The sequence below is a fragment of the Streptomyces sp. NPDC056452 genome (assembly GCF_042796085.1).
Classification (GTDB): domain Bacteria; phylum Actinomycetota; class Actinomycetes; order Streptomycetales; family Streptomycetaceae; genus Streptomyces.
On sequence record NZ_JBHTRI010000018.1, the window covers coordinates 100,154 to 122,379 of the forward strand.

A 22,226-nucleotide genomic window follows, 5' to 3' on the forward strand; every position below is an offset into this window, starting at 1 on the left:
GGGCCTTCGGACTTAAGACCGAATTAAAGGCGCCTTAAGCGATCCGGACGTTATGACGCTCTCTCAAGTAACGCCAGGTCAGGGCGATTTCATCGTTGAAACCACAGTTGGCCGAGCCGAGACATCTGCGTACCATCGGGCTCCGTCGGCGGCGGACACCGCAGGACGAGAGCGCTCTCAGAACACGCTCCCGCACGCGCTTCCGCACGTCCCCCCGCCGGCTCCGCGTCCTGCTCTTCCCCACAGAAAAGGTACGTAGCCCATGGCCGCTCACCGCGCACGCAGATGGTCACTAGGCGGGCTGGTTCTCCTGCTCTCCGCCACGCTCGCCGCCGCCTTCCTGATCACCACGACCGGGCCCGCCACCACGCGGGCCAACGCCGCCTCCGCCGCCGCGCAGACGTGGTCCGACGAGTTCAACGGCGCCGCGGGCAGCGCGCCGGACGCCTCGAAGTGGACCCTGGAGACCGGAGGTTCGGGCAACGGCAACAACGAGCTGCAGTACTACACCAACAGCACCCAGAACGCGTCCCTGGACGGCAACGGGAACCTGGTCATCACCGCTCGCAAGAGCAGCGGCTCCGGCCTCCAGTGCTGGTACGGGGCCTGCCAGTACACCTCGGCCCGCCTGAACACCGCGAGGACCTTCACGCAGGCCTACGGCCGCTACGAGGCCCGGATCAAGATCCCGCGCGGCCAGGGCATCTGGCCCGCCTTCTGGATGCTCGGCGACAACCTCGGCAGTGCGGGATGGCCGAACAGCGGCGAGATCGACATCATGGAGAACGTCGGCTACGAGCCCAATACCGTCCACGGCACCATCCACGGCCCGGGCTACTCCGGCGGTGCCGGCATCGGTGCCTCGTACAGCCTGCCGGGCGGCAGGGCCTTCGCGGACGACTTCCACACCTTCGCGGTCGACTGGAGCCCGAACGCCCTCGTCTGGTCGGTGGACGGTCAGACCTACCAGACCCGCACACCCGCCGATCTGAACGGCAACAAGTGGGTGTTCGACCACCCCTTCTTCATCATCCTGAACCTGGCCGTCGGCGGTAACTGGCCCGGCAGCCCTGACGGTTCCACCGCCTTCCCGCAGACCATGACCGTCGACTACGTACGCGTCTCCACCTCCGACGGCTCCGGCGGCGGCACCGGCAGCACCGGCCCGATCAAGGGAATCGGCGGCATGTGCGTCGACGTGGCGGGCGCCTCGAACGCCGACGGCACCCCGATCCAGCTGCACGGCTGCAACGGCGTCGACGCCCAGAAGTGGACCCTGGGCACCGACGGAACGGTGCGCGCGCTGGGCAAGTGCCTGGATGTGCAGGGTGGTTCCACCGCGGACGGTGCGGTCGTCCAGCTCTACACCTGCAACGGCACAGGGGCCCAGAAGTGGGTCCACACCCAGGCCGGCGACCTGACCAACACCGGGGCGAACAAGTGCCTCGACGCCACGGGCGGTTCCTCGGCCGACGGCACCCGGCTCCAGATCTGGACGTGCACCGGGGCAGCCAACCAGAAGTGGACCGTCGGCTGACCCTCGAAGTCCCGGCTGCCCCCGCACACCCCCGGAGACCGGCCCCCCGCGCACCCGCCGGGGGCCGGGCCCCACACAGCTCCCCACACGCACCCGCACGAAGGCGAGAACCCTCACATGACCCCCCGCCACCAGCGCAACGTCTCCCGCCGCAAGCTGCTCACCGCTCTTGCCGGAGCCGCCGTGGCCGTCCCCGCCATCGCCGTGATCGCCCCGCACGCCCTCGCCACGGTCGACTCCGACGACGCGGCCGACAGCGGCACGAAGGCCGCGGCAGCCGGCGCCCTCCCGCTGACGATCGTCAACAACTCCGGTTCGTTCGCCAACTCCTCGGTGTTCGTCTACATCGTGGGCAACCAGGACGGCAAGCAGGTCCGGGTCACGCCCGAGGGCACCCTGGCTCCGATATCCCTCTCGGACAACGGCGCGGACGGCTTCACCGACTACGCCATCGCCCTGTCCGGAAGCGGCGAGACGAAGCTGTCGCTGCCCTACATGTCCGGCCGCATCTACGTCGCCCTGGGCGACAAGCTGAAGTTCAAAGCGGTCGCGGACGGCAACGGCAACGCCGCCCTCCAGTACCCCGCGGGCTGGGTGACCTCCGACCCCAACTACTCGGTGCTGCACGACTGCGCTGAGTTCACGTACAACTCCTCCGGGATGTTCTGCAACACCACCATGGTCGACATGTTCAGCGTCCCCATGAGCATCGGTCTGACCGGCGCCAAGGACCAGACGACCGGCACCCTGCGCGACGGCGGACGCGCACAGGCCTTCGCCGCCGTCAGCGCGATCCCCGAGTTCGCGCCCCTGGTCGTCGCCGACCGGCGCATCATCGCCCCCGGGCACGGTCTGGACGCGGGGATCTTCGCCAAGGACTACTTCGCCCCGTACATCGACGAGGTGTGGAGCACCTACACGGGCAAGGACCTCACCGTGACCACCAACGCGGGAGCCTTCACCGGCCGGGTCCGCGGCGACAAGTTCGTCTTCGGCGGCCCGGCATCGGTCTCGTTCAGCCGGCCGACCACCCGCGACGTGCTCTTCTGCGACGGCAACCTGGCGGCCCCCAACGACGGCACCACCGGCCCCGTCGCCGCCGTCCTCGGCGCGGGCTTCAACCGCTCCACCCTGATCAGCAACCCGTCCCAGCCCACCACGGACCCAGCCGCCTTCTACCGGTCCTCGCCGCTGACCAACCACTACTCGGCGGCCATCCACGCGGCGACCCAGGACGGCAAGGCGTACGGCTTCGCCTTCGACGACGTGGCCGACTTCGCCTCGTACATCCAGGACACCGCACCCACGGGGGCACGGCTGACGCTGACACCGTTCTAGCCGACTGACGCCGTTCCGGACGGCGCCCGGTGTCCGCGCCTGCCCGGGCGCACGGAAAGCCCCAGGTCACAGGGGGACCTGGGGCTTTCGGACGTCCGCGCCCGGCGTCGTCACCGCATCCGGAAAAAGCAAAAGCCCCAGGTCACGGCGAGTGAGTCCTGAGGCTTCTACAGAGCCGCCTTCGGGATTCGAACCCGAGACCTACGCATTACGAGTGCGTTGCTCTGGCCAACTGAGCTAAGGCGGCACCGCTCTGTCGCACCATGGTGCGGTCAGCAGCGACGCTAAGTCTACACAGTTTCGAAGGGTGCTCCGCACCGCCCGCCCCCGCGGCCTTGTCCGCAGGTCAGGAGCACTTCTTGCCGTCCTTGGGCGGGGTGCCTTCGAGCAGGTACGTGTTGATCGCCGTGTCGATGCAGTCGCTTCCCCGGCCGTACGCCGTGTGCCCGTCACCGTCGTAGGTCAGCAGGGTCGCCGAGGAGAGCTGGTCCGCGAGGGACTCGGCCCACTTGTACGGGGTGGCGGGGTCGCGTGTGGTGCCGACCACAACGATCGGGGCGGCCCCCTTCGCCTCGGTGCTGTGGGGGGTACCGGTGGCGTCGACCGGCCAGGAACCGCAGTTCAGGGCGGCCCAGGCGAAGCCCCTGCCGAAGACCGGGGAGGCCTTCTCGAAGGCGGGGAGGGCTTCCTCGACGGCGCCGGGGCCGGAGAAGGCGGGGGGCAGGTCGAGGCAGTTCACGGCGGCGTTGGCGAACATCAGATTCGCGTACTTGCCGCTCGGGTCCCGCTCGTAATAGCTGTCGGCCAGGGCGAGGAGCCCGGAGCCGTCACCGCGCTGGGCCCCGGCGAGTGCCTCGCGGAGCTGCGGCCAGGCCGCCTCGTCGTACATGGCGGCGATCACACCGGTGGTCGCCAGGGACTCGCCCAGCTGCCGGGTCTCACCGGTCGGCACGGGCTTCGCGTCGAGGTCGGCGAAGAGCTTCTTCAGGGCGGTCGCCGCGCCCGCGGCGGACGTGGTGCCCAGGGGGCAGTCCGGCTGCTTCACGCAGTCGGCGGCGAACGACTGGAACGCCGCCTCGAAGCCGGCGGTCTGGTCGCGGTTGATGTCGACCGCGGGGAGCGAGGGATCCATCGCCCCGTCCAGGACGAGGCGGCCCACCCGGTCGGGGTACAGCTCCGCGTAGGTCGCGCCCAGGAACGTGCCGTACGAGGCGCCCACGTAGTTCAGCTTCTCGTCGCCGAGCAGGGTGCGCAGGATGTCCATGTCGCGTGCCGTCTCGACGGTGGAGACATGCGGGAGGACCTCACCGGAGTTCTTCTCGCAGCCGTCCGCGAACGCGTCGAAGGCCTTGTTCAGCTTCGCGATCTCGGCGGCGTCGTCAGGTGTCTGGTCCACCTGCGTGTAGGCGTCCATCTCCTTGCCCGTCAGGCACGTGACCGGCTCGCTCCGGGCCACCCCGCGCGGGTCGATCGCGACCATGTCGTACCGGGCACGGACCGGGGCCGGGTAGCCGATGGCCGCGTACCCCTGGAGGTAGTCGACGGCCGAGCCGCCGGGGCCGCCCGGGTTCACCAGGAGCGATCCGATCCGCTTGCCGGGCCCGGTCGCCTTCTTCCGGGAGACGGCCAGCTTGATGTCTCCGTCATCGGGCTTCTCGTAGTCCAGCGGCGCCTTCATCGTGGTGCACTGGAAGCCCTCCACCCCGCAGTCCCGCCAGCGCAGCTTCTGCCCGTAGTACGGCTCGAGGTCCTCCGGAACAGCCGAACCGGTGGCCGACGCGCTGGGCGCCGAACTTCCGCTGCTGCAACCGGAGACGAGGAGGCCGGCAGTGCCGAGCGCAGTGGCGAAGATGCGGAGCAGGCGCCTGGTGTCCATCCCCGGAGCGTAACCGCAGGGTGATGACTCAACCGATTCCCTGCTCATACGGGTGAATTAGCGCAACTCCGGCCGCCCGCGGGTGTCAGCCCGCCCGGAGCGCCATCGTCATCGCCTCCACCGCGAGCAGCGGAGCCACGTTACGGTCCAGGGCCTGGCGGCAGGCGATCACGGCCTCTATCCGGCGCAAGGTGCGCTCGGGGCCCGAGGACTCGGCGATCCGCTCGAGGGCGTCCCGTACATCGGTGTTGGAGAGGGCGATCTGCGAACCGAGCTGGAGCGCCAGCACATCGCGGTAGAAGCCGGTGAGGTCGGTGAGCGCGAGATCGAGGCTGTCGCGCTGTGTGCGCGTCCTGCGGCGCTTCTGCTTGTCCTCCAGCTCCTTCATCACCCCCGCCGTGCCTCGGGGCATCCGGCCCCCGGCGACGCCGCCGAGCGCGGCCTTCATGTCCTCGGTCTCCTTGACGTCGACCTCCTCGGCCACCTGCTTGGCGTCGTCGGTGGCCGTGTCGATCAGCTCCTGGGCCGCTTTGAGGCAGCCGCCGACGTCATGGACGCGGAGCGGGAGCTTGAGAACGGCGGCGCGGCGGGCGCGGGCCCGCTCGTCCGTCGCGAGGCGGCGCGCCCGGCCGATGTGGCCCTGCGTGGCACGGGCCGCCGCGGCAGCCCGCTCGGGGTCGATGCCGTCACGCCGGATCAGCACATCGGCGACGGCATCGACCGGCGGCGTACGGAGCGTGAGGTGGCGGCAGCGGGAGCGGATCGTGGGCAGCACGTCCTCGAGCGAGGGCGCGCAGAGCAGCCATACCGTGCGGGGTGCGGGCTCCTCCACCGCCTTCAGCAGGACGTTGCCCGCGCCTTCGGTGAGGCGGTCGGCGTCCTCCATGACGATGACCTGCCAGCGGCCGACGGCCGGGGAGAGCTGGGCGCGACGGACCAGCTCACGGGTCTCCTTCACGCCGATGGAGAGCAGGTCCGTGCGGATCACGTCCACGTCCGCGTGCGTACCGATCAGCGAGGTGTGGCAGCCGTCGCAGAACCCGCAGCCCGGCGCCCCGCCCAGCGCCCGGTCCGGGCTGGTGCACTGGAGGGCGGCGGCGAAGGCACGGGCGGCGGTGGACCGTCCCGAGCCCGGCGGCCCGGTGAACAGCCAGGCGTGGGTCATCCTCGACCCCGGGGGCACCGGCTCCCCCGCCGAGTTGGCGGTGACCAGCGCATCGGCGTCCCGGGCGGCGGCACCGAGCTGCTCCTGCACTCGGTCCTGTCCGACCAGGTCGTCCCATACGGTCATGGGTCACCGCCCTTCCGGTGGTGTGGTGCTGGGAAAGCCGGATTCCCATTGTGCGGGAAGGGTCTGACAATCCTGACTTTCCGGCTTCCGGGCATTGACGGCTCCGGGGCCCGGACGGCCCGGAACCCCGACGGCCGGGGCCCGGGGCCCGGGCGCCTCACGGCTCCCCGGCTCCCGGGCTTCACGGTCTCGCGGTTCCGGTTTCGGCCCCGCCCTCCCGTCAGCGGCGCGGTCGGCGCCCGTCCCGCCCGGAGGTGCCCGGGTCGTCGTCCTGGCCGCCGAGCAGTTCGTCGGCGAGGGACGGCAGATCGTCGAGCGGTGTCTCCTCCGCCCAGTCGGAACGAGGACGCTTCTTGGCACCCGCGCGGCCCTGAGCAGCACGCCCGGCCTGCGGGTCGTCGCTGACCTGGGGCAGTTCGCGGGTGCGCTCGTTCTCGTTCTCGCCGGGCGCGGCACGGCGCTCGTCACGGAAGACGCCCGGCGGCACGCGGTCCGCAGGGTCCTCGTCCCGCACGGGCGGCAGGACGGCGGTCTCGTCCGCGTCACGGGCCGGACGGGCCGGACGGGCTGCCGGGCGGTCCGACGGCTGGGCGAGCGGGACCGGCTGCGTGATCTCGTTCGGGTTCACGACCGGGGTCGGAACCGTGAGCTCGTTGTCCGGTGCGGACGGTGCGGACGGTGCAGACGGCGCGGACCGCTTCCTCGCGGCCTCGTCCGCCTCGGCCCGGGCAGCCTCGGCCTCCGCACGGGCAGCCGCCTCGGCCTCGGCACGGCGGCGGGCCTCCTCGGCCCGTACCAGTGCCTCCTCCGCCTTGCGCTGCTTCTCCAGGCGCAGTTCCTCCGCCTCCTGGCGCAGCCTGGCCTCCTCCTGGGCCTGCCTGCTCAGCCGCGCCTGCTCGGCCTCGCGGACCCGCTCCTCGGCTTCGAGGCGGGACCGCTCCTCCTCCGCACGGCGGCGGGCGTCCTCCGCACGCAGACGGGCTTCCTCGGCCTGCCGCTCGGCCTCGCGCTGTCGCGCGTCCTCCTCCTCGCAGCGCCTGCGCTCCTCCTCCTCGGCGCGGAGCTTGGCGAGCTGCGCCTGCCGCTCGCGCTCCAGCCGCTCCTCCTCCGCCTTACGGGCGGCCTCTTCCTCCGCCTTGCGCCTGGCCTCCTCCTCGGCTGCCCTGCGCGCCTCCTCCTGAGCCCTGACCTCGGCCTCGGAGAGCGGGAGGAGCTGGTCGAGCCGGTGGCGTACGACGGTGGTGATCGTCTCCGGCTCCTGGCCGGCGTCCACCACCAGGTACCGGGACGGGTCGGCCGCGGCAAGAGTGAGGAAGCCGGACCGTACCCGGGTGTGGAACTCGGCAGGCTCGGACTCGAGCCGGTCCGGTGCCTCCGTGAAACGTTCCCGCGCGGTCTCCGGGTCGACGTCGAGGAGCACCGTCAGATGCGGTACGAGGCCGCTCGTCGCCCACCGCGAGATCCGGGCGATCTCGGTCGGGGAGAGGTCCCGGCCCGCGCCCTGGTAGGCGACGGACGAGTCGATGTAGCGGTCCGAGATGACGATCGCGCCGCGCTCAAGCGCCGGGCGGACGACCGAGTCGACGTGCTCGGCGCGGTCTGCGGCGTACAGCAGGGCTTCGGCCCGGTTCGACAGCCCGGCCGACGACACGTCGAGCAGGATCGAACGCAGCCGCTTGCCGACCGGGGTGGCCCCCGGCTCGCGCGTCACGACGACCTCGTGGCCCTTGGCCCGGATCCACTCGGCGAGCGCTTCGACCTGGGTCGACTTCCCGGCGCCGTCGCCGCCCTCCAGAGCGAGGAAGAAACCGTTCGCGGCAGGCGCGACAGCCGGGTCGCCGCCACGCAGCGCCTCCCGCAGATCACGGCGCAGGGGTACCCCGGCGCGGTCGTCGGTCTTGGCGAGGACGATCACGGCGACGGGCAGCAGCAGGGCGCCGATGAGCATCAGTGCGAACGCGGCTCCGCCGTGGGCGAAGACGAAGTCGCCGGAGCCCAGCCGGTGCCGGCCGATGGCGGCGGCGAGCAGCGGACCGCCCACCGCGCCGAGCGCGACGAGCACCCGGACGACGGCCTGGAGGTGCTCGGTGCTCCTGGCCTGCCGGAACTCCTCGGTCTCCTGCTCGACGATGACGTGACCGATGTGCGCGGCGACACCCGCCGAGTAGCCGGCGAGCAGGGCGATCAGCAGCCCGGTCGCCGTGTCCGGCACCAGGCCGAGCGCGAGGAGCGCGATGCCGGTGACGGCCGTGGACAGGGCCAGCAGCCTGCGCCGCGACAGGGCGGGCAGCACCTTCTGCGCCGTACGGATCCCGAGCGCGGTGCCGCCGGTCAGGACGAGGATCAGCAGCGCGAAGGTGGCGGGTCCGCCGCCCAGGTCTGCCGCCTGCAGTACGGAGACGGCCGCGGCGGCCGAGATGGCTCCGGCGACCGCCGCGCACGCGGCGACGACGAGCGGCGCCGTGCCCGTGCGGCCCTTGTCGGGCCCCGTTCCGGTGGTCGGCCTGCGCAGGCCCTCCAGCGGGGAGCGCGGGCGGGGCGTCGGAATGCCCGGCAGCTCGAGGAAGTACAGGGTCGAGATCGAGGCCGAGAAGAGGCCGGCCGCGACGTACGAGCCGAGGGCGGCCTGGTGGAAGGAGAACCAGTCGAGTCCCGAGCCGAGCAGATTGCCGACCAGCGTCGCGACCACGAGAACGGCGGCGGCTGCGGGGATCGCAAGGAAGTTCGTCCGCAGGGAGAGCCTGCGGAGTGCGTCGAGGTGGTCGGGCAGGGGGCGCACCGTGGCGCCCTCGGGGGGCGGGGCGGGGAGCAGTGCGGGGGCCGCGCTCTCCTTCGCCACCGTCCACAGACGCTCTCCGACACCGGTCACGAAGACGGTGATCAGGATCATCATGAGCGCCTTGTCCGGCATCCAGTCGATCCACAGCGGCGCGACGACCAGCAGCGCGAGCCGCAGCCCGTCCGCCCCGATCATCAGCCAGCGGCGGTCCACCGGACCGCCGGGCGCCGTGAGCGCCGTCAACGGCCCCAGGAGTACGGCTCCGAAGAGCACGGTGGAAATAATCCGGGCACCGAACACGGCGGCGACGGCAAAGGCCGCCCCGCGGTATCCGGCTCCGAATGAGCCCTCAAGGACCGCCGCCTGCAGCGACAACAGCACAAGCACAAGAACGGCGAGTGAATCGCCGATACTGCCGACGAGCTGGGCGCTCCACAACCGCCTGAGCGGGGGAACACCCAAAAGGGCTCGTACGGCGCGCTCGCGTGAGTCTGCGGCAAGTGTGTCGGAGGTGGGGCTCACGACCGGTGGCTGCTCGGCTCGCGTCATCCGCCCAGCCTATCGGGAGCGGTGCGGTGCTCGGGGGCCGCGTCCGAACATACGGCCGCCGACTGCGAGCCGGGGTGCCTCGGTGGGCTCGGCTCGCAGGTGGGCTCGGCTCGCGGTGGGCCTGCCCGCCTGTCTGACCCGCGTCCGCTCTTCGTCACGCCCCGGACGCCGTGAACCCCAGGGGCTGGGTCTCCAGCCCCTGGGGTTCAGGAAGCGCGAATCAGTCGTCCGAGGACGACGACGCCGGGGCGGTCTTCTTGGCCGGAGCCTTCTTCGCCGTGGCCTTCTTCGCCGTCGTCTTCTTCACAGCCGTCGTCTTCTTGGCGGCTGTCGTCTTCGTCGCGGTCGCCTTCTTCGCGGGCGCCTTCTTGGCAGGGGCCTTCTTCGCCGTCTTCTTCTTGGCGGGTCCCTTGGCGCGCTTCTCCGCGAGGAGCTCGTAGCCGCGCTCCGGTGTGATGTCCTCGACGCTGTCGTCGGTCCGCAGCGTCGCATTCGTCTCGCCGTCGGTGACGTACGCGCCGAAGCGCCCGTCCTTGACGACGACCGGAGCACCGCTCACCGGGTCCGTGCCCAGTTCCTTCAGCGGCGGCTTGGCGGCGGCCCGCCCGCGCTGCTTCGGCTGGGCGTAGATCGCGAGGGCCTCGTCGAGCGTGATGTCGAAGAGCTGGTCCTCGGACGTGAGCGAGCGCGAGTCCGTCCCCTTCTTGAGGTACGGACCGTAGCGGCCGTTCTGCGCGGTGATCTCCACGCCCTCGGCGTCCTCACCGACGACCCGGGGCAGCGACATCAGCTTGAGCGCGTCGGCCAGCGTCACCGTGTCCAGGGACATGGACTTGAAGAGGGAGGCGGTCCGCGGCTTCACCGCGTTCTTGCCGGTCTTCGGGGTGCCCTCGGGCAGTACCTCGGTGACGTACGGGCCGTAGCGCCCGTCCTTGGCGATGATCTGGTTCCCGGTCACCGGGTCCGCACCGAGCTCGAAGTCGCCGCTCGGCTTGGCCAGCAGCTCCTCCGCGTACTCCACGGACAGCTCGTCGGGTGCCAGGTCCTCCTGCACATCGGCGCGCTGGTGCCCCTCGGAGTCCTTCTCGCCCCGCTCGATGTACGGGCCGTACCGGCCGACCCGGAGCTTGATGTCGTTGCCGACGGGGAAGGAGGAGATCTCCCTGGCGTCGATCGCACCGAGGTCGGTGACGAGCTCCTTCAGGCCGCCGAGGTGGTCGCCGTCGCCGTTGCCCGCGTCGGAGGCCGCACCCGCACCGGCCGCTCCTTCGGCACCGGCGCCGAAGTAGAAGCGCCGCAGCCACGGCACGGACTGGGCCTCACCCCGCGCGATGCGGTCGAGGTCGTCCTCCATGCGTGCGGTGAAGTCGTAGTCGACGAGCCGGCCGAAGTGCTTCTCCAGCAGGTTGACCACGGCGAACGAGAGGAACGACGGCACCAGGGCCGTGCCCTTCTTGAACACGTAGCCGCGGTCCAGGATGGTCCCGATGATCGAGGCGTACGTCGACGGGCGGCCGATCTCGCGCTCTTCGAGCTCCTTGACCAGCGAGGCCTCGGTGTAGCGGGCCGGCGGCTTGGTGGCGTGGCCGTCGACCGTGACCTCGTCGGCGGTCAGCGCGTCGCCCTCGGCGACCTGCGGCAGGCGCCGCTCGCGGTCGTCGAGCTCGGCGTTGGGGTCGTCCGCGCCTTCGACGTAGGCCTTCATGAAGCCGTGGAAGGTGATCGTCTTGCCGGACGCGGAGAACTCGGCGTCCCGGCCGTCGCTCGCCCGGCCGCCGATCTTGACGGTGACGGAGTTACCGACGGCGTCCTTCATCTGGGAGGCGACGGTCCGCTTCCAGATCAGCTCGTACAGCCGGAACTGGTCGCCGGTGAGGCCGGTCTCGGCCGGGGTGCGGAAGCGGTCGCCGGAGGGGCGGATCGCCTCGTGCGCCTCCTGGGCGTTCTTGACCTTCCCCGCGTAGACGCGGGGCTTCTCCGGGAGGTAGTTCGCCCCGTACAACTGCGTGACCTGCGCCCGGGCCGCGGAGATCGCGGTGCCCGAGAGCGTCGTGGAGTCGGTACGCATGTAGGTGATGAAGCCGTTCTCGTACAGCTTCTGCGCGACCTGCATCGTGGCCTTGGCCCCGAAGCCCAGCTTGCGGCTCGCCTCCTGCTGGAGGGTCGTCGTACGGAAGGGCGCGTACGGCGAGCGGCGGTACGGCTTCGACTCGACGGACCGTACGGCGAACGTGGAGTCGGCGAGCGCGGCGGCCAGGGCGCGGGCGTTCGTCTCGTCCAGGTGCAGCGTCTGGGCGGCACCGGACTTGAGCTGCCCGTCCGGACCGAAGTCGCGGCCCTGGGCGATACGGCGCCCGTCGACCGCGCTGAGGCGGGCCGTGAGCGTCGAGGGGTCGGACGCGTCACCGGTGCGGCCGGTGGCGAACGTGCCGGTGAGGTCCCAGTACTCGGCGGAACGGAAGGCGATGCGCTCGCGCTCCCGCTCGACGACGAGGCGGGTGGCGACGGACTGGACGCGGCCCGCGGAGAGCCGCGGCATGACCTTCTTCCACAGGACCGGCGAGACCTCGTAGCCGTAGAGGCGGTCGAGGATACGACGGGTCTCCTGGGCGTCGACCATGCGCTGGTTCAGCTCGCGCGGGTTGGCGACGGCTGCCCGGATCGCGTCCTTGGTGATCTCGTGGAAGACCATCCGGTGGACCGGGACCTTGGGCTTGAGCACTTCCTGCAGGTGCCACGCGATGGCTTCGCCCTCGCGGTCCTCATCGGTGGCGAGGAAGAGTTCGTCGGATTCGGCGAGGAGCTGCTTGAGCTTCCTGACCTGGGCTTTCTTGTCAGCATTGACGACGTAGATCGGCTGGAAGTCGTTGTCGACGTCCACGCCGAGGCGGCGGACCTCACCGGTGTACTCGTCAGGCACCTCGGCGGCGCCGTTCGGCAGGTCGCGGATGTGCCCGACGCTCGCCTCGACGACGTATCCGGGGCCGAGGTAGCCCTTGATCGTCTTCGCCTTGGCAGGCGACTCGACAATGACGAGTCGGCGGCCTGCGGTCTCGCTGGTCGGGGACAACTTCGCTCTTCTCTCCGGTCGGCACTCGTGGGGCATCCGGGCAGCGCAATGACGCTGCCCGCGGTGCTGTCGCTGCGGAGTGTGACGGTACAACCCGCCCCCGTGTCAAACGGCAAAAGCCCGCAACGGCCACTCGAACGGTAACCCGACTTCCGCCATTCCTGCCGCCCGGACTGCCCGGTCCGCGCTTCGCAGCACTGTCGCCTGCGGGTTTCGGGGTGCCGTCGGGGTGCCTGCGGGGCGGTGGCAGGACCGGTGAGTCGGCCCTGCCGGCGGTCTGGATCAGATGCGGGTGAAGCACCACACGCCGAGGACGAGGAAGAGTACGCCGAAGAGCGTGGCGAGAGCGGTGGAGGCGACGGGGCTCACACCGTGTGCCACCGGCGCACGGTGGATGGTGCGCGCCCCTGTCCAGACCAGGAGAGCGGCGCCGAACAGTGCGAATGCCGATCCGGCGAAGACCGCGGTGACGCTCTCCATGTCCATACCCCTCAAACTCGTCGCATCGACTTTCGCGCGGGTATTGAGTGCCGGGATCCGCGCTGAGGGGACGGTGCCACGCCGGGGCGTCTCCGATGCGAACCCCGGGTGAACAGCACGCTCCGAAGGCGATTCACATCACGTCGAGAGTCGCGCGGCGCCGGCTCCCGCGCTCGAATGCGGCGAGCAGAGCGACCGCGAGCAGCGCATACCCCGCCCCGACCGCGGCCTCCGCCCCGAGGAGCCCGCGGTCCAGCCCGCCGCCTGCGGACAACTGTCGGGCGGCATCCGCGGCATGGGTGAGCGGAAGCACCTCCCCGGCCGCCCGCATCCACCCCGGCAGGGTGTCGCGCGGCACGTTCGCACCGGTCAGCAGGAGCAGTACGGATCCGGCCACATTCGACACGAGGAAGACATCCCGGAACCGGAGCCCGAGCGCCCCCAGCGCCAGTCCGAACGCGGAGCAGCCCGCGGACGCGGCGAGCAGGACGGCGGCCAGGCCGGGCGCCGCCCCGAGCGGAATCCGCAGACCGAGCAGGATCGAGGCGGCCGTGAGCGTGAAGACGCTGATCAGAAGGCCGTTGAGTACATACGGCAGGGCGCGGCCGAACCAGAGCGGAGCGCGGTGGCGGGGGCTGAGGAGGACCGCGCCGAGGGTGCCGTACCGGCGCTCGTTGGCAATGGCCATGGTGCCGCCGTAGACGCATGCGGTGGAGGAGGCGATCACGGCGTTGCCGAGCAGATAGAACCGGTCGTCGGCGACCCCGAGCTGCCGCCCGAGGAAGACGAAGAACAGCAGTTGCAACAGCGGCCCGACGAGCAGTGTGCCGATGAACATGGGGGGCGTCGTCCAGTTGAAGAGCGCACGGTACGAGATGCCGCCGCCCACGAAGACAAGTCGGGCCGTGCGGACGGCTCCTGAAGCGGCGCGGGACGTGAGGGAGGGCATGCGAGGGCTCCTGAAGAGGTCCGGGGGCCCGCCTGGTCGTCAGGCGAGCGAGAGAGTGGCGGCGGCCCGGGCGCGGTGTTCGACCCGGCCGAGGACCAGCACCGCGAGCAGTGCGTAGAGCGCGCCGAGGGCGAGAGCCGCACCCATCGGGATCAGCACGCCGGAGACGGCGGGACCGCCCGAGACCGCCGCGTGCACGGCCCGCGAACCCCAGGTGGTGGGCAGGACCCAGGAGACCGGCAGCGTCCAGTCCGGCAGCACGGTGATCGGCACGAGCATTCCGGACAGCAGCCACACGGGCGCGTCCAGCGGGTTGGCGAGCGCGTTGGCGTTGCGCAGCAGAACAAAGGTCGCCGCGAGCAGCAGCCCCATCATCCCGAGCGCCAGGACGCAGACGGGCACGGCAACCAGGAAGAGCACCGGGTGGGCGAAGTCGAGCGGCACGTCGAACAGCACGGCTCCCCAGAGCACGGTCGCGCCCATCGCGTACGTACCGATGACGGCGGTGGCGAGCGTGATCGGCAGCAGCACGAGCGACAGCGGGGTCGGCGAGCTGACGAGTGTTTCCAGGGTGCCGAGCCAGCGCTGGTTCTGGACGGCGCCGCCGGAGCCGAACAGCACCGAGGACCAGATGCCCATCAGCCCCGCTCCGACGGCTGCGGTGAGGAGCCGGTCGGGGTCGTCCGCGGCACGGAAGAGGTAGACGGCGAGAGTCGCGTGGACCAGTGGAACGAGGACGGCGAAGGTGATTTCGAGCGGGGAACGGCTCATGTACGAGACATGGGTGCGCACGCCCACGACGATCAGCCGCAGGACCCGGACCGGCGTCGTTCCCGTCGTGCCGGTCGGCCCCGCCCTCCCGGTCTGCCCCGTCATGGCGCGACCCGTGCCGGTCGGCCCCGTCGTTCCGGTCTGCCCCGTCGTTCCGGTCGGCCCCGTCGTTCCGGTCTGCCCCGTCGTTCCGGTCTGCCCCGTCGTTCCGGTCTGCCCCGTCACAGCGCGGCCTTCTCCCGGCCGGCGGTCTCCGCATCCTCGACGATCGCGATGTACGCGTCCTCCAGGGTGGGTTCCCGGGTGACGACCCGCCCGATCCGGATCCCTTCCAGCGCCGCAAGCACCTGCGCGTGCGGCTCCGTCCCCCGGTCGGTCTGCACCGTGACCGTCTGCCCGCTGCCCCGCTCCTCGGCGGCCACGCCCCGGACACCGGGCAGGGCCCGGATGCGGTCGAGGTGTTCGACGCCTGCCCCGTACGCCTCGATCTCCAGGATGTCGCGTTCCTGGACGCGCGACTTGAGGCGGCCGGGGGTGTCGAGTGCCCTGATCGTGCCGCCCGCGATCACGGCTATCCGGTCGCACAACTCGTCGGCCTCGGCCATGTAGTGGGTCGTCAGCAGCACGGTGGTGCCACCGGTGCGCAGGTCCGCGACGGTACGCCGCAGGTCGCGTGCCGCGACCGGGTCGACGCCGATGGACGGCTCGTCGAGGAACAGGACCTCGGGCTTGTGCAGCAGACCGCGGGCGATGTGGAGCCGTTGGCGCATGCCCCGTGAGTAGCTCTCGACGCGCTCCCTCTCCCGGCCCGCGAGGCCGACGAGGTCGAGCAGTTCGGCGATGCGGCGTTTCCGGTCGCGGGGCTCGACGCCGTACAACTCGGCGAAGTAGCGCAGGTTGTCGAGCGCGGAGAGGCGGTCGTAGAGACCTCGGTCGCCGCCGAAGACGTATCCGATGCGGCGGCGCACGGCGACCGGCTCGGACGCCACGTCGTAGCCGAGCACCCGGGCCGTACCCGAGGTCGGCAGGAGAAGGGTGTTGAGCATCTTGATCGTGGTGGTCTTGCCCGCGCCGTTGGGACCGAGCAGCCCGAAGAGTTCGCCCCGTGCCACCTGGAAGCTGACGCCGCGGACGGCCTCGGTCCGGGTGCGGCGGGGGCGCAGAAAGCCCGTGCGGGCGGTGTAGGTGCGGCGGAGATCTCTCGCCTCGATGGCTGGCATGGCGGTGAGGCTAGGGCCGGCACAGCCGCCGCGGACATCGATTCGGGGGCGGCCGAATCGTGGGCGGGGCGAGGCGGTGCCGGGTGGTCCCGGGCCGTACGGTCCGAGGCCTCAGGACACCGCGCGCAGGACGTCCTCCCCCGACAGCAGTGCGAGCAGGGCTCGTCCGGTGTCGGTGAGTTGGTAGTACACACTGCGCCCGACGCGGTGCCTGGTCACCACGTCCGCGTCGGCGAGGACCGACAGATGCTCGGAGACCGTGCTCTGCGCAAGCCCCAGCCGGTCGGCTATCCCCGCTGTCGTGAGGGGCCCGCCGAGCTGGCGCAGGACCGATGCCCGGCCGCGGCCGAGCAGCAGCCCCAGCCGGTCGGCGGACTCGGCCCCCGGCTGCTCCGCGGGGCGTTCGCGCAACGCGGCGGCGCCCCGGGCCTGGAAGGACACGGCCATGACGTCGGGGTGGTCCGTGGAGTAGAGCCGGCAGCCTTCCGCAAAGACCAGCGGGACCAACAGCAGCCGCCGCTCGCCCGCCCGGTACTCGGCGTCGATGTGCTTCGTCAGTTCGAGGACGGGCGGCGTCCACCTCGCCCGCGCCTCCAGGCCGGCGAAGAGTGCGTCGATGCCTTCGGTCGCGAAGGTCCGGGCCCGGATGAGCACCTCGTCCTCGACGAGGCGGCGCATGGTCGGCCAGTGCTGTGCCAGCGCCCCGTCCCAGTAGGCCGCGTAGGCATCCGCGAGCGAACCGCAGGCAGCCTCCGGATCGTCCAGATACGGCCGAACGTACGGATGGTCTTCGAGCCCCGCGTAGTGCTCCGCGATCCCCGCCCGCACCACAGCGGCCGGCGTGGCCCGGATGAGGTCCAGCTCCGCGTCGACCGACGAGGCACCGATCGGTTTCGGCAACAGGAAGTCTGGGAAGCCGGTCGGGCCCTCACTCAACAGCCGCAACGGGCGTGTCCCGGTCGTCCTCCTTCAGGACCTCACGGGCCCGCACCACCCATGCCTCGTACGGCCAGGAGGGAACCCGGTGCGCCCGTGCGAGGTGCAGGCTGCAGAAGGCGTCCCACAACGGGCTGATGGCGATCCGGGTCGCACCGAGTGCGGCCTCGTCCAGCTCGATACGGATCACGGGGCCTCCACCCCGTCCAGCTCGACGTGGATCACGGGGCCTCCGTCACCGCGCTCACGCGCCGCCCCTCACCGGCTCCAGGAAGCCCTCCTCCACCAGCAGCCGGATCGCCTGCGGGGTGCGGTCGCGCAGCAGCACCGGGTCCTCGGCCATGAGCTGGGCGATGGCGTCCAGAATCCTGCCCGCGGGCAGCGAGCCGTCGCACACGCCCGCGAACCCGGCCCCGACCGCATCGACCTTGGTGGCCCGTCGCATCCCGCGGTTCTGACGCAGCACCACATGCTCGGGGTCCTCGGCGCCGGGCAGGCCGACCTGCTCCTGGACCACCTCGTCGGAGAGGGTGAAATGCGCTGCCAGCAACGCGGCGTCGTCATGCTCACGCAGATAGTCCTGGCGGACGAAATGAGCCTCGACGGCCGGTCCGAGGGGCTGCTCCACGGAATGCGGCCACTCCTCGATCACGACCGACGGGTCGCCCGCACCTGCGGCAGCGGACTTCCTGAGGGTGATCCATCCGAAGCCGACGGCCTTGGTGCTGCGGGCCTCGAACTCGTCCAGCCAGGCCTCGTACCGCTCGGCGTAGGCGGCAGGGTCCGTGCGGTGGTCGCCGCTGTCGCGCAGCCAGAGCTCGGCGTACTGCGTGATGTCCTGCACCTCGCGCTGCACGATCCAGGCGTCACAGCCCTGCGGCACCCAGGAGCGCAGCCGGTCCTGCCACTCCTCGCCCTCCACGTGCTGCCAGTTGGCGAGAAACTGGGCGTAGCCCCCCTCGTTCAACCGGTCGCCGGCCTGCTGCACCAGCGTCCGGCACAGGTCGTCGCCGCCCATGCCGCCGTCGCGGTACGTCAGCCGGGCGCCGGGCGAGATGACGAAGGGCGGGTTCGAGACGATCAGGTCGTACGTGCTCGTGCCGACCGGCTCGTACAGGGAGCCCACACGCAGATCGGCAGGAGCGGCGCCGGACAGGGCGAGCGTGAGGCGCGTGAATTCCAGGGCGCGCGGATTGAGGTCCGTGGCCGTGACCTGGGTGGCGTGCTGGGCGGCGTGGAGCGCCTGGATGCCGGAACCCGCACCGAGATCGAGGGCGGAGGCGACGGGCCTGCGCACGGTGATCCCGGCGAGCGTGGTGGACGCCCCGCCGACTCCGAGGACGACGGCCTCCTCGTGCGAGCCGATCCCGCCCGCACCGCCGACAGCACATCCCAGGTCGGAGACGATGAACCAGTCCTCGCCCTCGGGCCCGCCGTACGGCCGGACGTCGACGGTAGCCCTGACGAGGTCTCCCTCGCTGACCACCCAGCCGTCCTCCACGCACTCCTCCAGCGGGAGCGCCGCGGCGGCCCGGGCGGCCGGGACGGGGCTCTGCAGAAGGAACAGCCGCACCAGCGTGTCGAGCGGCGAATCCCCGCGGGTGGCCCGGAGCGCCGGGACGGTCTCGCTGCGGGCGAGCGCGGCGTAGGCGGGCGCGCCGAGCCGCTCCAGGAGGCCGTCGGCGGTGAAGGCCGCGCCGATCAGGGCTTCGCGGAGTCGGGGGGTGCGGGCGGATGCGGGAAGGCTGGTCGTACTCACCCGCCCATTGTGTCCGCTCCCACCGACAACGGCAGCGGTCCGGCACCCACGAGGGGCGACCGGACCGCTTCGAACGGGGTCCCGCGGCGGCTTCTCATCCGCCGCAGGCCCTCGCTCGTAGCCGGCTTCTGGCTCGGCTACGAGTTCTTCCGTGCTTCTCGCTCTGCTTCCCGCTCCGCTAAGCCTTCTTGCTCGGCGAGGCTGAAGGGGAGGCCGGCTTCGATGCCGGGGCGGACGGAGCGGCCGCGGGCGGTGCCGAGGCCGTCGGCTTCTGGCAGCCCTTCTGCTTCGCCATCGCGGAACCGACCTCGCCGGACTGGAGCTTCTTCAGAGCCTGGTCACCGTTGGTGCTGATCTTGTTCAGCTCGTCGGCGATGCCCTTGAGCCCGTCGGCGAACTTCGACTGGTCCTCCGTGTCGAGCGCGTCGACCTTAGTCTTCAGGCTCGCGTAGGCCACGGAGGAGGCGTTGAGCTCCTTCACGGCCTCCTGCTGCGTGGTCTCGCCGTCGTCCACGGGCGGCGGGCCCGCGGACTCCACGGCTGTGCCCAGCGCCTTGTACGCCTGCGAGATCTGCTGGAAGGCGGCCGAGTCGGTCTTCTGGACGTCGGCGGGCTTGCTGTTGTCGGCCGTCTGCTGCTGGATCGCGGCATTGGCGTTCGCGATCTTCTGCAGCTGCGGCTGGACCTGGTCGCAGACCTTCTTCGCCCAGTCGTTCACCTTGTCGTCGCCGTCATCGCTGCAGCCCGACAGCGTCAGTACGAGTACCGCACCGCCGGACAGTGCGGCTGCAAGCTTCTTGTTCACCGGATTGGGTCCCTTCCAAGGCTCTCGGCCCCGGAACTTACACGCCAAGTGGGCGACATTCTGGCGCCGGGCATCCGATGTGCGTGCTTTTGCAGCCATTTGCACCAAGGAGAATGAGGGAGATACAACTCACCTGAACGCTCGGGCACTCGTGCGGACACTCCCTCGCACGAGTGGAGTCTCCGGGCCCGCAAAGAGGCGGACGGCGCATCAGAATGCGCCGTCCGCCCATGCGCTGACCAGGTGCTGCCTACGCGGTCACCCGCCCCGACCCGGCGCCGCTCACGAAACAGCGGCAGGATCAGTGGACTTGGCGGGACGGCCACCGTCTCCGCCGTCGCCGTCCGATCCGTCGTCGCCCATGGCGATCCCGCGCCGCTTGGAGATGTAGACCGCTCCGATGATGACAACGATGGCGAACACGGCCACCACCGTTCGTACTCCCGCACTCGCGTCATCGCCGTAGCTGAACTGCACCACCGCAGGGGCGATGAGCAGCGCCACCAGGTTCATCACCTTGAGGAGCGGGTTGATCGCCGGGCCGGCCGTGTCCTTGAACGGGTCACCGACCGTGTCGCCGATGACCGTCGCGGCATGGGCCTCACTGCCCTTTCCGCCGTGGTTGCCGTCCTCGACGAGCTTCTTGGCGTTGTCCCACGCCCCGCCGGAGTTGGCCAGGAAGACGGCCATCAGGGTTCCCGTGGCGATCGCTCCCGCGAGATACGAGCCGAGCGCGCCGACCCCCAGGGTGAACCCGACCGCGATCGGTGCCAGGACCGCGAGCAGCCCGGGGGTGGCCAGCTCGCGCAGCGCGTCCTTGGTGCAGATGTCGACGACGCGCCCGTACTCCGGCTTCTCCGTGTAGTCCATGATCCCGGGATGCTCACGGAACTGGCGCCGCACCTCGTAGACCACGGCCCCCGCGGAACGGGAGACCGCGTTGATGGCCAGCCCCGAGAACAGGAACACGACGGCGGCACCGAGGATCAGACCGACCAGGTTGTTGGGCTGCGAGATGTCCAGACTCAGCCCCAACTCCCCCGCCTGGGCCCCGACGTCGTCGACCGCCGTCGCGATCGCGTCCCGGTACGAGCCGAAGAGCGCCGAAGCCGCCAGCACCGCGGTGGCGATCGCGATGCCCTTGGTGATGGCCTTGGTGGTGTTGCCGACGGCGTCCAGGTCGGTGAGGACCTGGGCCCCGGCGCCGGTGACGTCGCCCGACATCTCGGCGATGCCCTGAGCGTTGTCGGAGACCGGGCCGAAGGTGTCCATCGCCACGATGACACCCACGGTGGTGAGGAGGCCGGTTCCGGCGAGAGCCACGGCGAAGAGCGCCAGCATGATCGATGTCCCACCGAGCAGGAACGCCCCGTAGACACCGAGACCGATCAACAGCGCGGTGTAGACGGCCGACTCCAGGCCGATGGAGATGCCGGCGAGGATCACGGTCGCCGGGCCGGTCAGGGAGGACTTCCCGATGTCCCGGACGGGCCGGCGGTTGGTCTCCGTGAAGTAGCCCGTGAGCTGCTGGATCAGTGCGGCGAGCACGATGCCGATGGCGACCGCGACCAGAGCGAAGACCCGCGGGTCGCCGCCGTGCGAGGTGATCGCACTGTCGGTGACCCCGTCCAGGTCCGCGTACGAGGACGGCAGGTAGACGAAGACCGCCACCGCGACCAGGACCAGTGAGATCACCGCGGAGATGAAGAATCCGCGATTGATGGCCGTCATCCCGCTGCGGTCGGCCCGCCGCGGGGCGACCGCGAAGATCCCGATCATCGCGGTGACCACGCCGATCGCCGGAACGATCAGCGGAAAGGCCAGCCCTGCATCGCCGAAGGCCGCCTTGCCGAGGATGAGTGCGGCGACGAGCGTCACCGCGTACGACTCGAAGAGGTCCGCTGCCATCCCTGCGCAGTCACCGACGTTGTCGCCCACGTTGTCGGCGATGGTGGCGGCGTTGCGCGGATCGTCCTCGGGAATGCCCTGCTCCACCTTGCCCACGAGGTCGGCACCCACGTCGGCGGCCTTGGTGAAGATCCCACCGCCGACCCTCATGAACATGGCGATCAACGCCGCGCCGAGGCCGAATCCCTCCAGCACCTTGGGCGCGTCCGCGGCGTAGACGAGGACGACACAGGAGGCACCGAGCAGACCGAGGCCCACCGTGATCATGCCGACCACACCGCCCGTACGGAAAGCGATCTTCATCGCTTTGTGCGAGACAACGGTGAGATCCTTTTCCGGTTCGCCCTCCGCCGGAGTCGCCTCACGCGCTGCAGCGGCGACGCGCACATTGCTGCGCACAGCGAGCCGCATGCCGATGTATCCGGTGGCCGCCGAGAAAAGCGCCCCCACCAGGAAGAACAACGAGCGGCCCGCACGCTGTGACCAGTTGTCGGCCGGCAGCAGCAGAAGCAGGAAGAACACGACGACGGCAAAGATGCCGACGGTACGCAGTTGCCGGGCCAGATAGGCGTTCGCGCCCTCCTGGACGGCCGCCGCGATCTCCTTCATCCGGTCGGTGCCCTCACCGGCCGCCAGGACCTGGCGGACCAGCAGCTGGGCCACGACCAGCGCGGCGAGGGCGACGGCCGCGATGACGACGACGATCAGCCGGTTGTCATCGGTGAGTACCGCGGCTGCGAGTGAGGTGGGCCGGCCGGAAGGTACGGAAACGTGCGTCAGTTCTGCGAGTGGGGTGTTGAAGAACTCCGCCATACGTCCTCCTTGACGCTCAGCGCTCAAGACGTGGACGGATTGTAGGGAGCAGAAGCGGATCAAAACAGTGGGTGGTCAATGAAATCGGCTACCGCCCACCCAATGACAAATGATCTCTTCCGGGATTCCACCCGAATGCAGTAAT

15 protein-coding genes and 1 tRNA gene are annotated in these 22,226 nt (G+C 70.7%); 2 read left to right on the plus strand and 14 right to left on the minus strand.

Annotated elements, in window-relative coordinates:
• The first annotated feature begins 262 nt into the window (after nt 1-262).
• Nucleotides 263-1,537 (plus strand): family 16 glycosylhydrolase, encoded by a 1,275-nt coding sequence (locus ACFQ6X_RS19250; protein ID WP_383182936.1) that lies wholly within the window; start codon nt 263-265, stop codon nt 1,535-1,537.
• Nucleotides 1,538-1,654: 117 nt separating this feature from the next.
• Complete coding sequence (locus tag ACFQ6X_RS19255) at nt 1,655-2,875, plus strand: beta-1,3-glucanase family protein (protein ID WP_383182937.1); 1,221 nt, start codon at nt 1,655-1,657, stop codon at nt 2,873-2,875.
• 173 nt (nt 2,876-3,048) lie between these two features.
• Here ACFQ6X_RS19255 and ACFQ6X_RS19260 read toward each other — a convergent pair.
• The 14 genes from ACFQ6X_RS19260 to ACFQ6X_RS19325 all read right to left on the minus strand — a co-directional run bounded on the left by ACFQ6X_RS19260 (nt 3,049) and on the right by ACFQ6X_RS19325 (nt 22,081).
• A tRNA-Thr gene (locus ACFQ6X_RS19260) sits at nt 3,049-3,122 on the minus strand.
• Nucleotides 3,123-3,221: 99 nt separating this feature from the next.
• Nucleotides 3,222-4,751: an alpha/beta hydrolase gene (locus ACFQ6X_RS19265; protein WP_383182939.1), complete on the minus strand. Its 1,530-nt coding sequence runs from the start codon at nt 4,749-4,751 to the stop codon at nt 3,222-3,224.
• An 85-nt stretch (nt 4,752-4,836) separates the two neighbouring features.
• Nucleotides 4,837-6,042 (minus strand): DNA polymerase III subunit delta', encoded by a 1,206-nt coding sequence (locus ACFQ6X_RS19270; RefSeq protein ID WP_383182941.1) that lies wholly within the window; start codon nt 6,040-6,042, stop codon nt 4,837-4,839.
• Between the two features lie 220 nt (nt 6,043-6,262).
• Nucleotides 6,263-9,370 carry a dTMP kinase gene (gene tmk, locus ACFQ6X_RS19275; protein WP_383182943.1) on the minus strand — a complete coding sequence of 1,036 codons (3,108 nt, stop codon included), beginning with the start codon at nt 9,368-9,370 and terminating at the stop codon, nt 6,263-6,265.
• Nucleotides 9,371-9,590: 220 nt separating this feature from the next.
• Entirely contained in the window at nt 9,591-12,440 is a 2,850-nt protein-coding gene (gene topA, locus ACFQ6X_RS19280) for a type I DNA topoisomerase (protein WP_383182945.1), read from the minus strand.
• 282 nt (nt 12,441-12,722) lie between these two features.
• The gene (locus ACFQ6X_RS19285) at nt 12,723-12,920 is read right to left on the minus strand and encodes a hypothetical protein (protein WP_383182947.1); all 198 of its coding nucleotides are present in this window, start codon (nt 12,918-12,920) and stop codon (nt 12,723-12,725) included.
• A 133-nt stretch (nt 12,921-13,053) separates the two neighbouring features.
• Nucleotides 13,054-13,869: an ABC transporter permease gene (locus ACFQ6X_RS19290; protein ID WP_383182949.1), complete on the minus strand. Its 816-nt coding sequence runs from the start codon at nt 13,867-13,869 to the stop codon at nt 13,054-13,056.
• A 39-nt stretch (nt 13,870-13,908) separates the two neighbouring features.
• Complete coding sequence (locus ACFQ6X_RS19295; protein WP_383182951.1) at nt 13,909-14,745, minus strand: ABC transporter permease; 837 nt, start codon at nt 14,743-14,745, stop codon at nt 13,909-13,911.
• Nucleotides 14,746-14,861: 116 nt separating this feature from the next.
• Complete coding sequence (locus ACFQ6X_RS19300) at nt 14,862-15,860, minus strand: ATP-binding cassette domain-containing protein (protein WP_383182953.1); 999 nt, start codon at nt 15,858-15,860, stop codon at nt 14,862-14,864.
• 111 nt (nt 15,861-15,971) lie between these two features.
• Complete coding sequence (locus ACFQ6X_RS19305; RefSeq protein ID WP_383182955.1) at nt 15,972-16,760, minus strand: ArsR/SmtB family transcription factor; 789 nt, start codon at nt 16,758-16,760, stop codon at nt 15,972-15,974.
• A gap of 28 nt (nt 16,761-16,788) precedes the next feature.
• Nucleotides 16,789-16,986 carry a hypothetical protein gene (locus ACFQ6X_RS19310; protein ID WP_383182957.1) on the minus strand — a complete coding sequence of 66 codons (198 nt, stop codon included), beginning with the start codon at nt 16,984-16,986 and terminating at the stop codon, nt 16,789-16,791.
• Nucleotides 16,987-17,040: 54 nt separating this feature from the next.
• Nucleotides 17,041-18,555, minus strand: a complete 1,515-nt coding sequence (locus ACFQ6X_RS19315) for a methyltransferase (RefSeq protein ID WP_383182959.1) — start codon at nt 18,553-18,555, stop codon at nt 17,041-17,043.
• 178 nt (nt 18,556-18,733) lie between these two features.
• Nucleotides 18,734-19,360, minus strand: coding sequence for a small secreted protein (locus ACFQ6X_RS19320; protein WP_383182961.1), 627 nt, complete (start codon nt 19,358-19,360; stop codon nt 18,734-18,736).
• Between the two features lie 282 nt (nt 19,361-19,642).
• Nucleotides 19,643-22,081: a sodium-translocating pyrophosphatase gene (locus ACFQ6X_RS19325; protein WP_383182963.1), complete on the minus strand. Its 2,439-nt coding sequence runs from the start codon at nt 22,079-22,081 to the stop codon at nt 19,643-19,645.
• Nucleotides 22,082-22,226: the final 145 nt, after the last annotated feature.

Excerpts from the sequence above, each read along its gene's own strand:
- ACFQ6X_RS19325 (WP_383182963.1), bottom strand. The coding sequence starts at position 22,081 with ATGGCGGAGTTCTTCAACACCCCACTCGCAGAACTGACGCACGTTTCC.
- tmk (WP_383182943.1), bottom strand. The coding sequence starts at position 9,370 with ATGACGCGAGCCGAGCAGCCACCGGTCGTGAGCCCCACCTCCGACACA.
- ACFQ6X_RS19290 (WP_383182949.1), bottom strand. The coding sequence starts at position 13,869 with ATGCCCTCCCTCACGTCCCGCGCCGCTTCAGGAGCCGTCCGCACGGCC.
- ACFQ6X_RS19295 (WP_383182951.1), bottom strand. The coding sequence starts at position 14,745 with ATGACGGGGCAGACCGGGAGGGCGGGGCCGACCGGCACGACGGGAACG.
- ACFQ6X_RS19255 (WP_383182937.1), top strand. The coding sequence starts at position 1,655 with ATGACCCCCCGCCACCAGCGCAACGTCTCCCGCCGCAAGCTGCTCACC.
- ACFQ6X_RS19250 (WP_383182936.1), top strand. The coding sequence starts at position 263 with ATGGCCGCTCACCGCGCACGCAGATGGTCACTAGGCGGGCTGGTTCTC.
- ACFQ6X_RS19300 (WP_383182953.1), bottom strand. The coding sequence starts at position 15,860 with ATGCCAGCCATCGAGGCGAGAGATCTCCGCCGCACCTACACCGCCCGC.
- ACFQ6X_RS19285 (WP_383182947.1), bottom strand. The coding sequence starts at position 12,920 with ATGGAGAGCGTCACCGCGGTCTTCGCCGGATCGGCATTCGCACTGTTC.
- ACFQ6X_RS19265 (WP_383182939.1), bottom strand. The coding sequence starts at position 4,751 with ATGGACACCAGGCGCCTGCTCCGCATCTTCGCCACTGCGCTCGGCACT.
- ACFQ6X_RS19270 (WP_383182941.1), bottom strand. The coding sequence starts at position 6,042 with ATGACCGTATGGGACGACCTGGTCGGACAGGACCGAGTGCAGGAGCAG.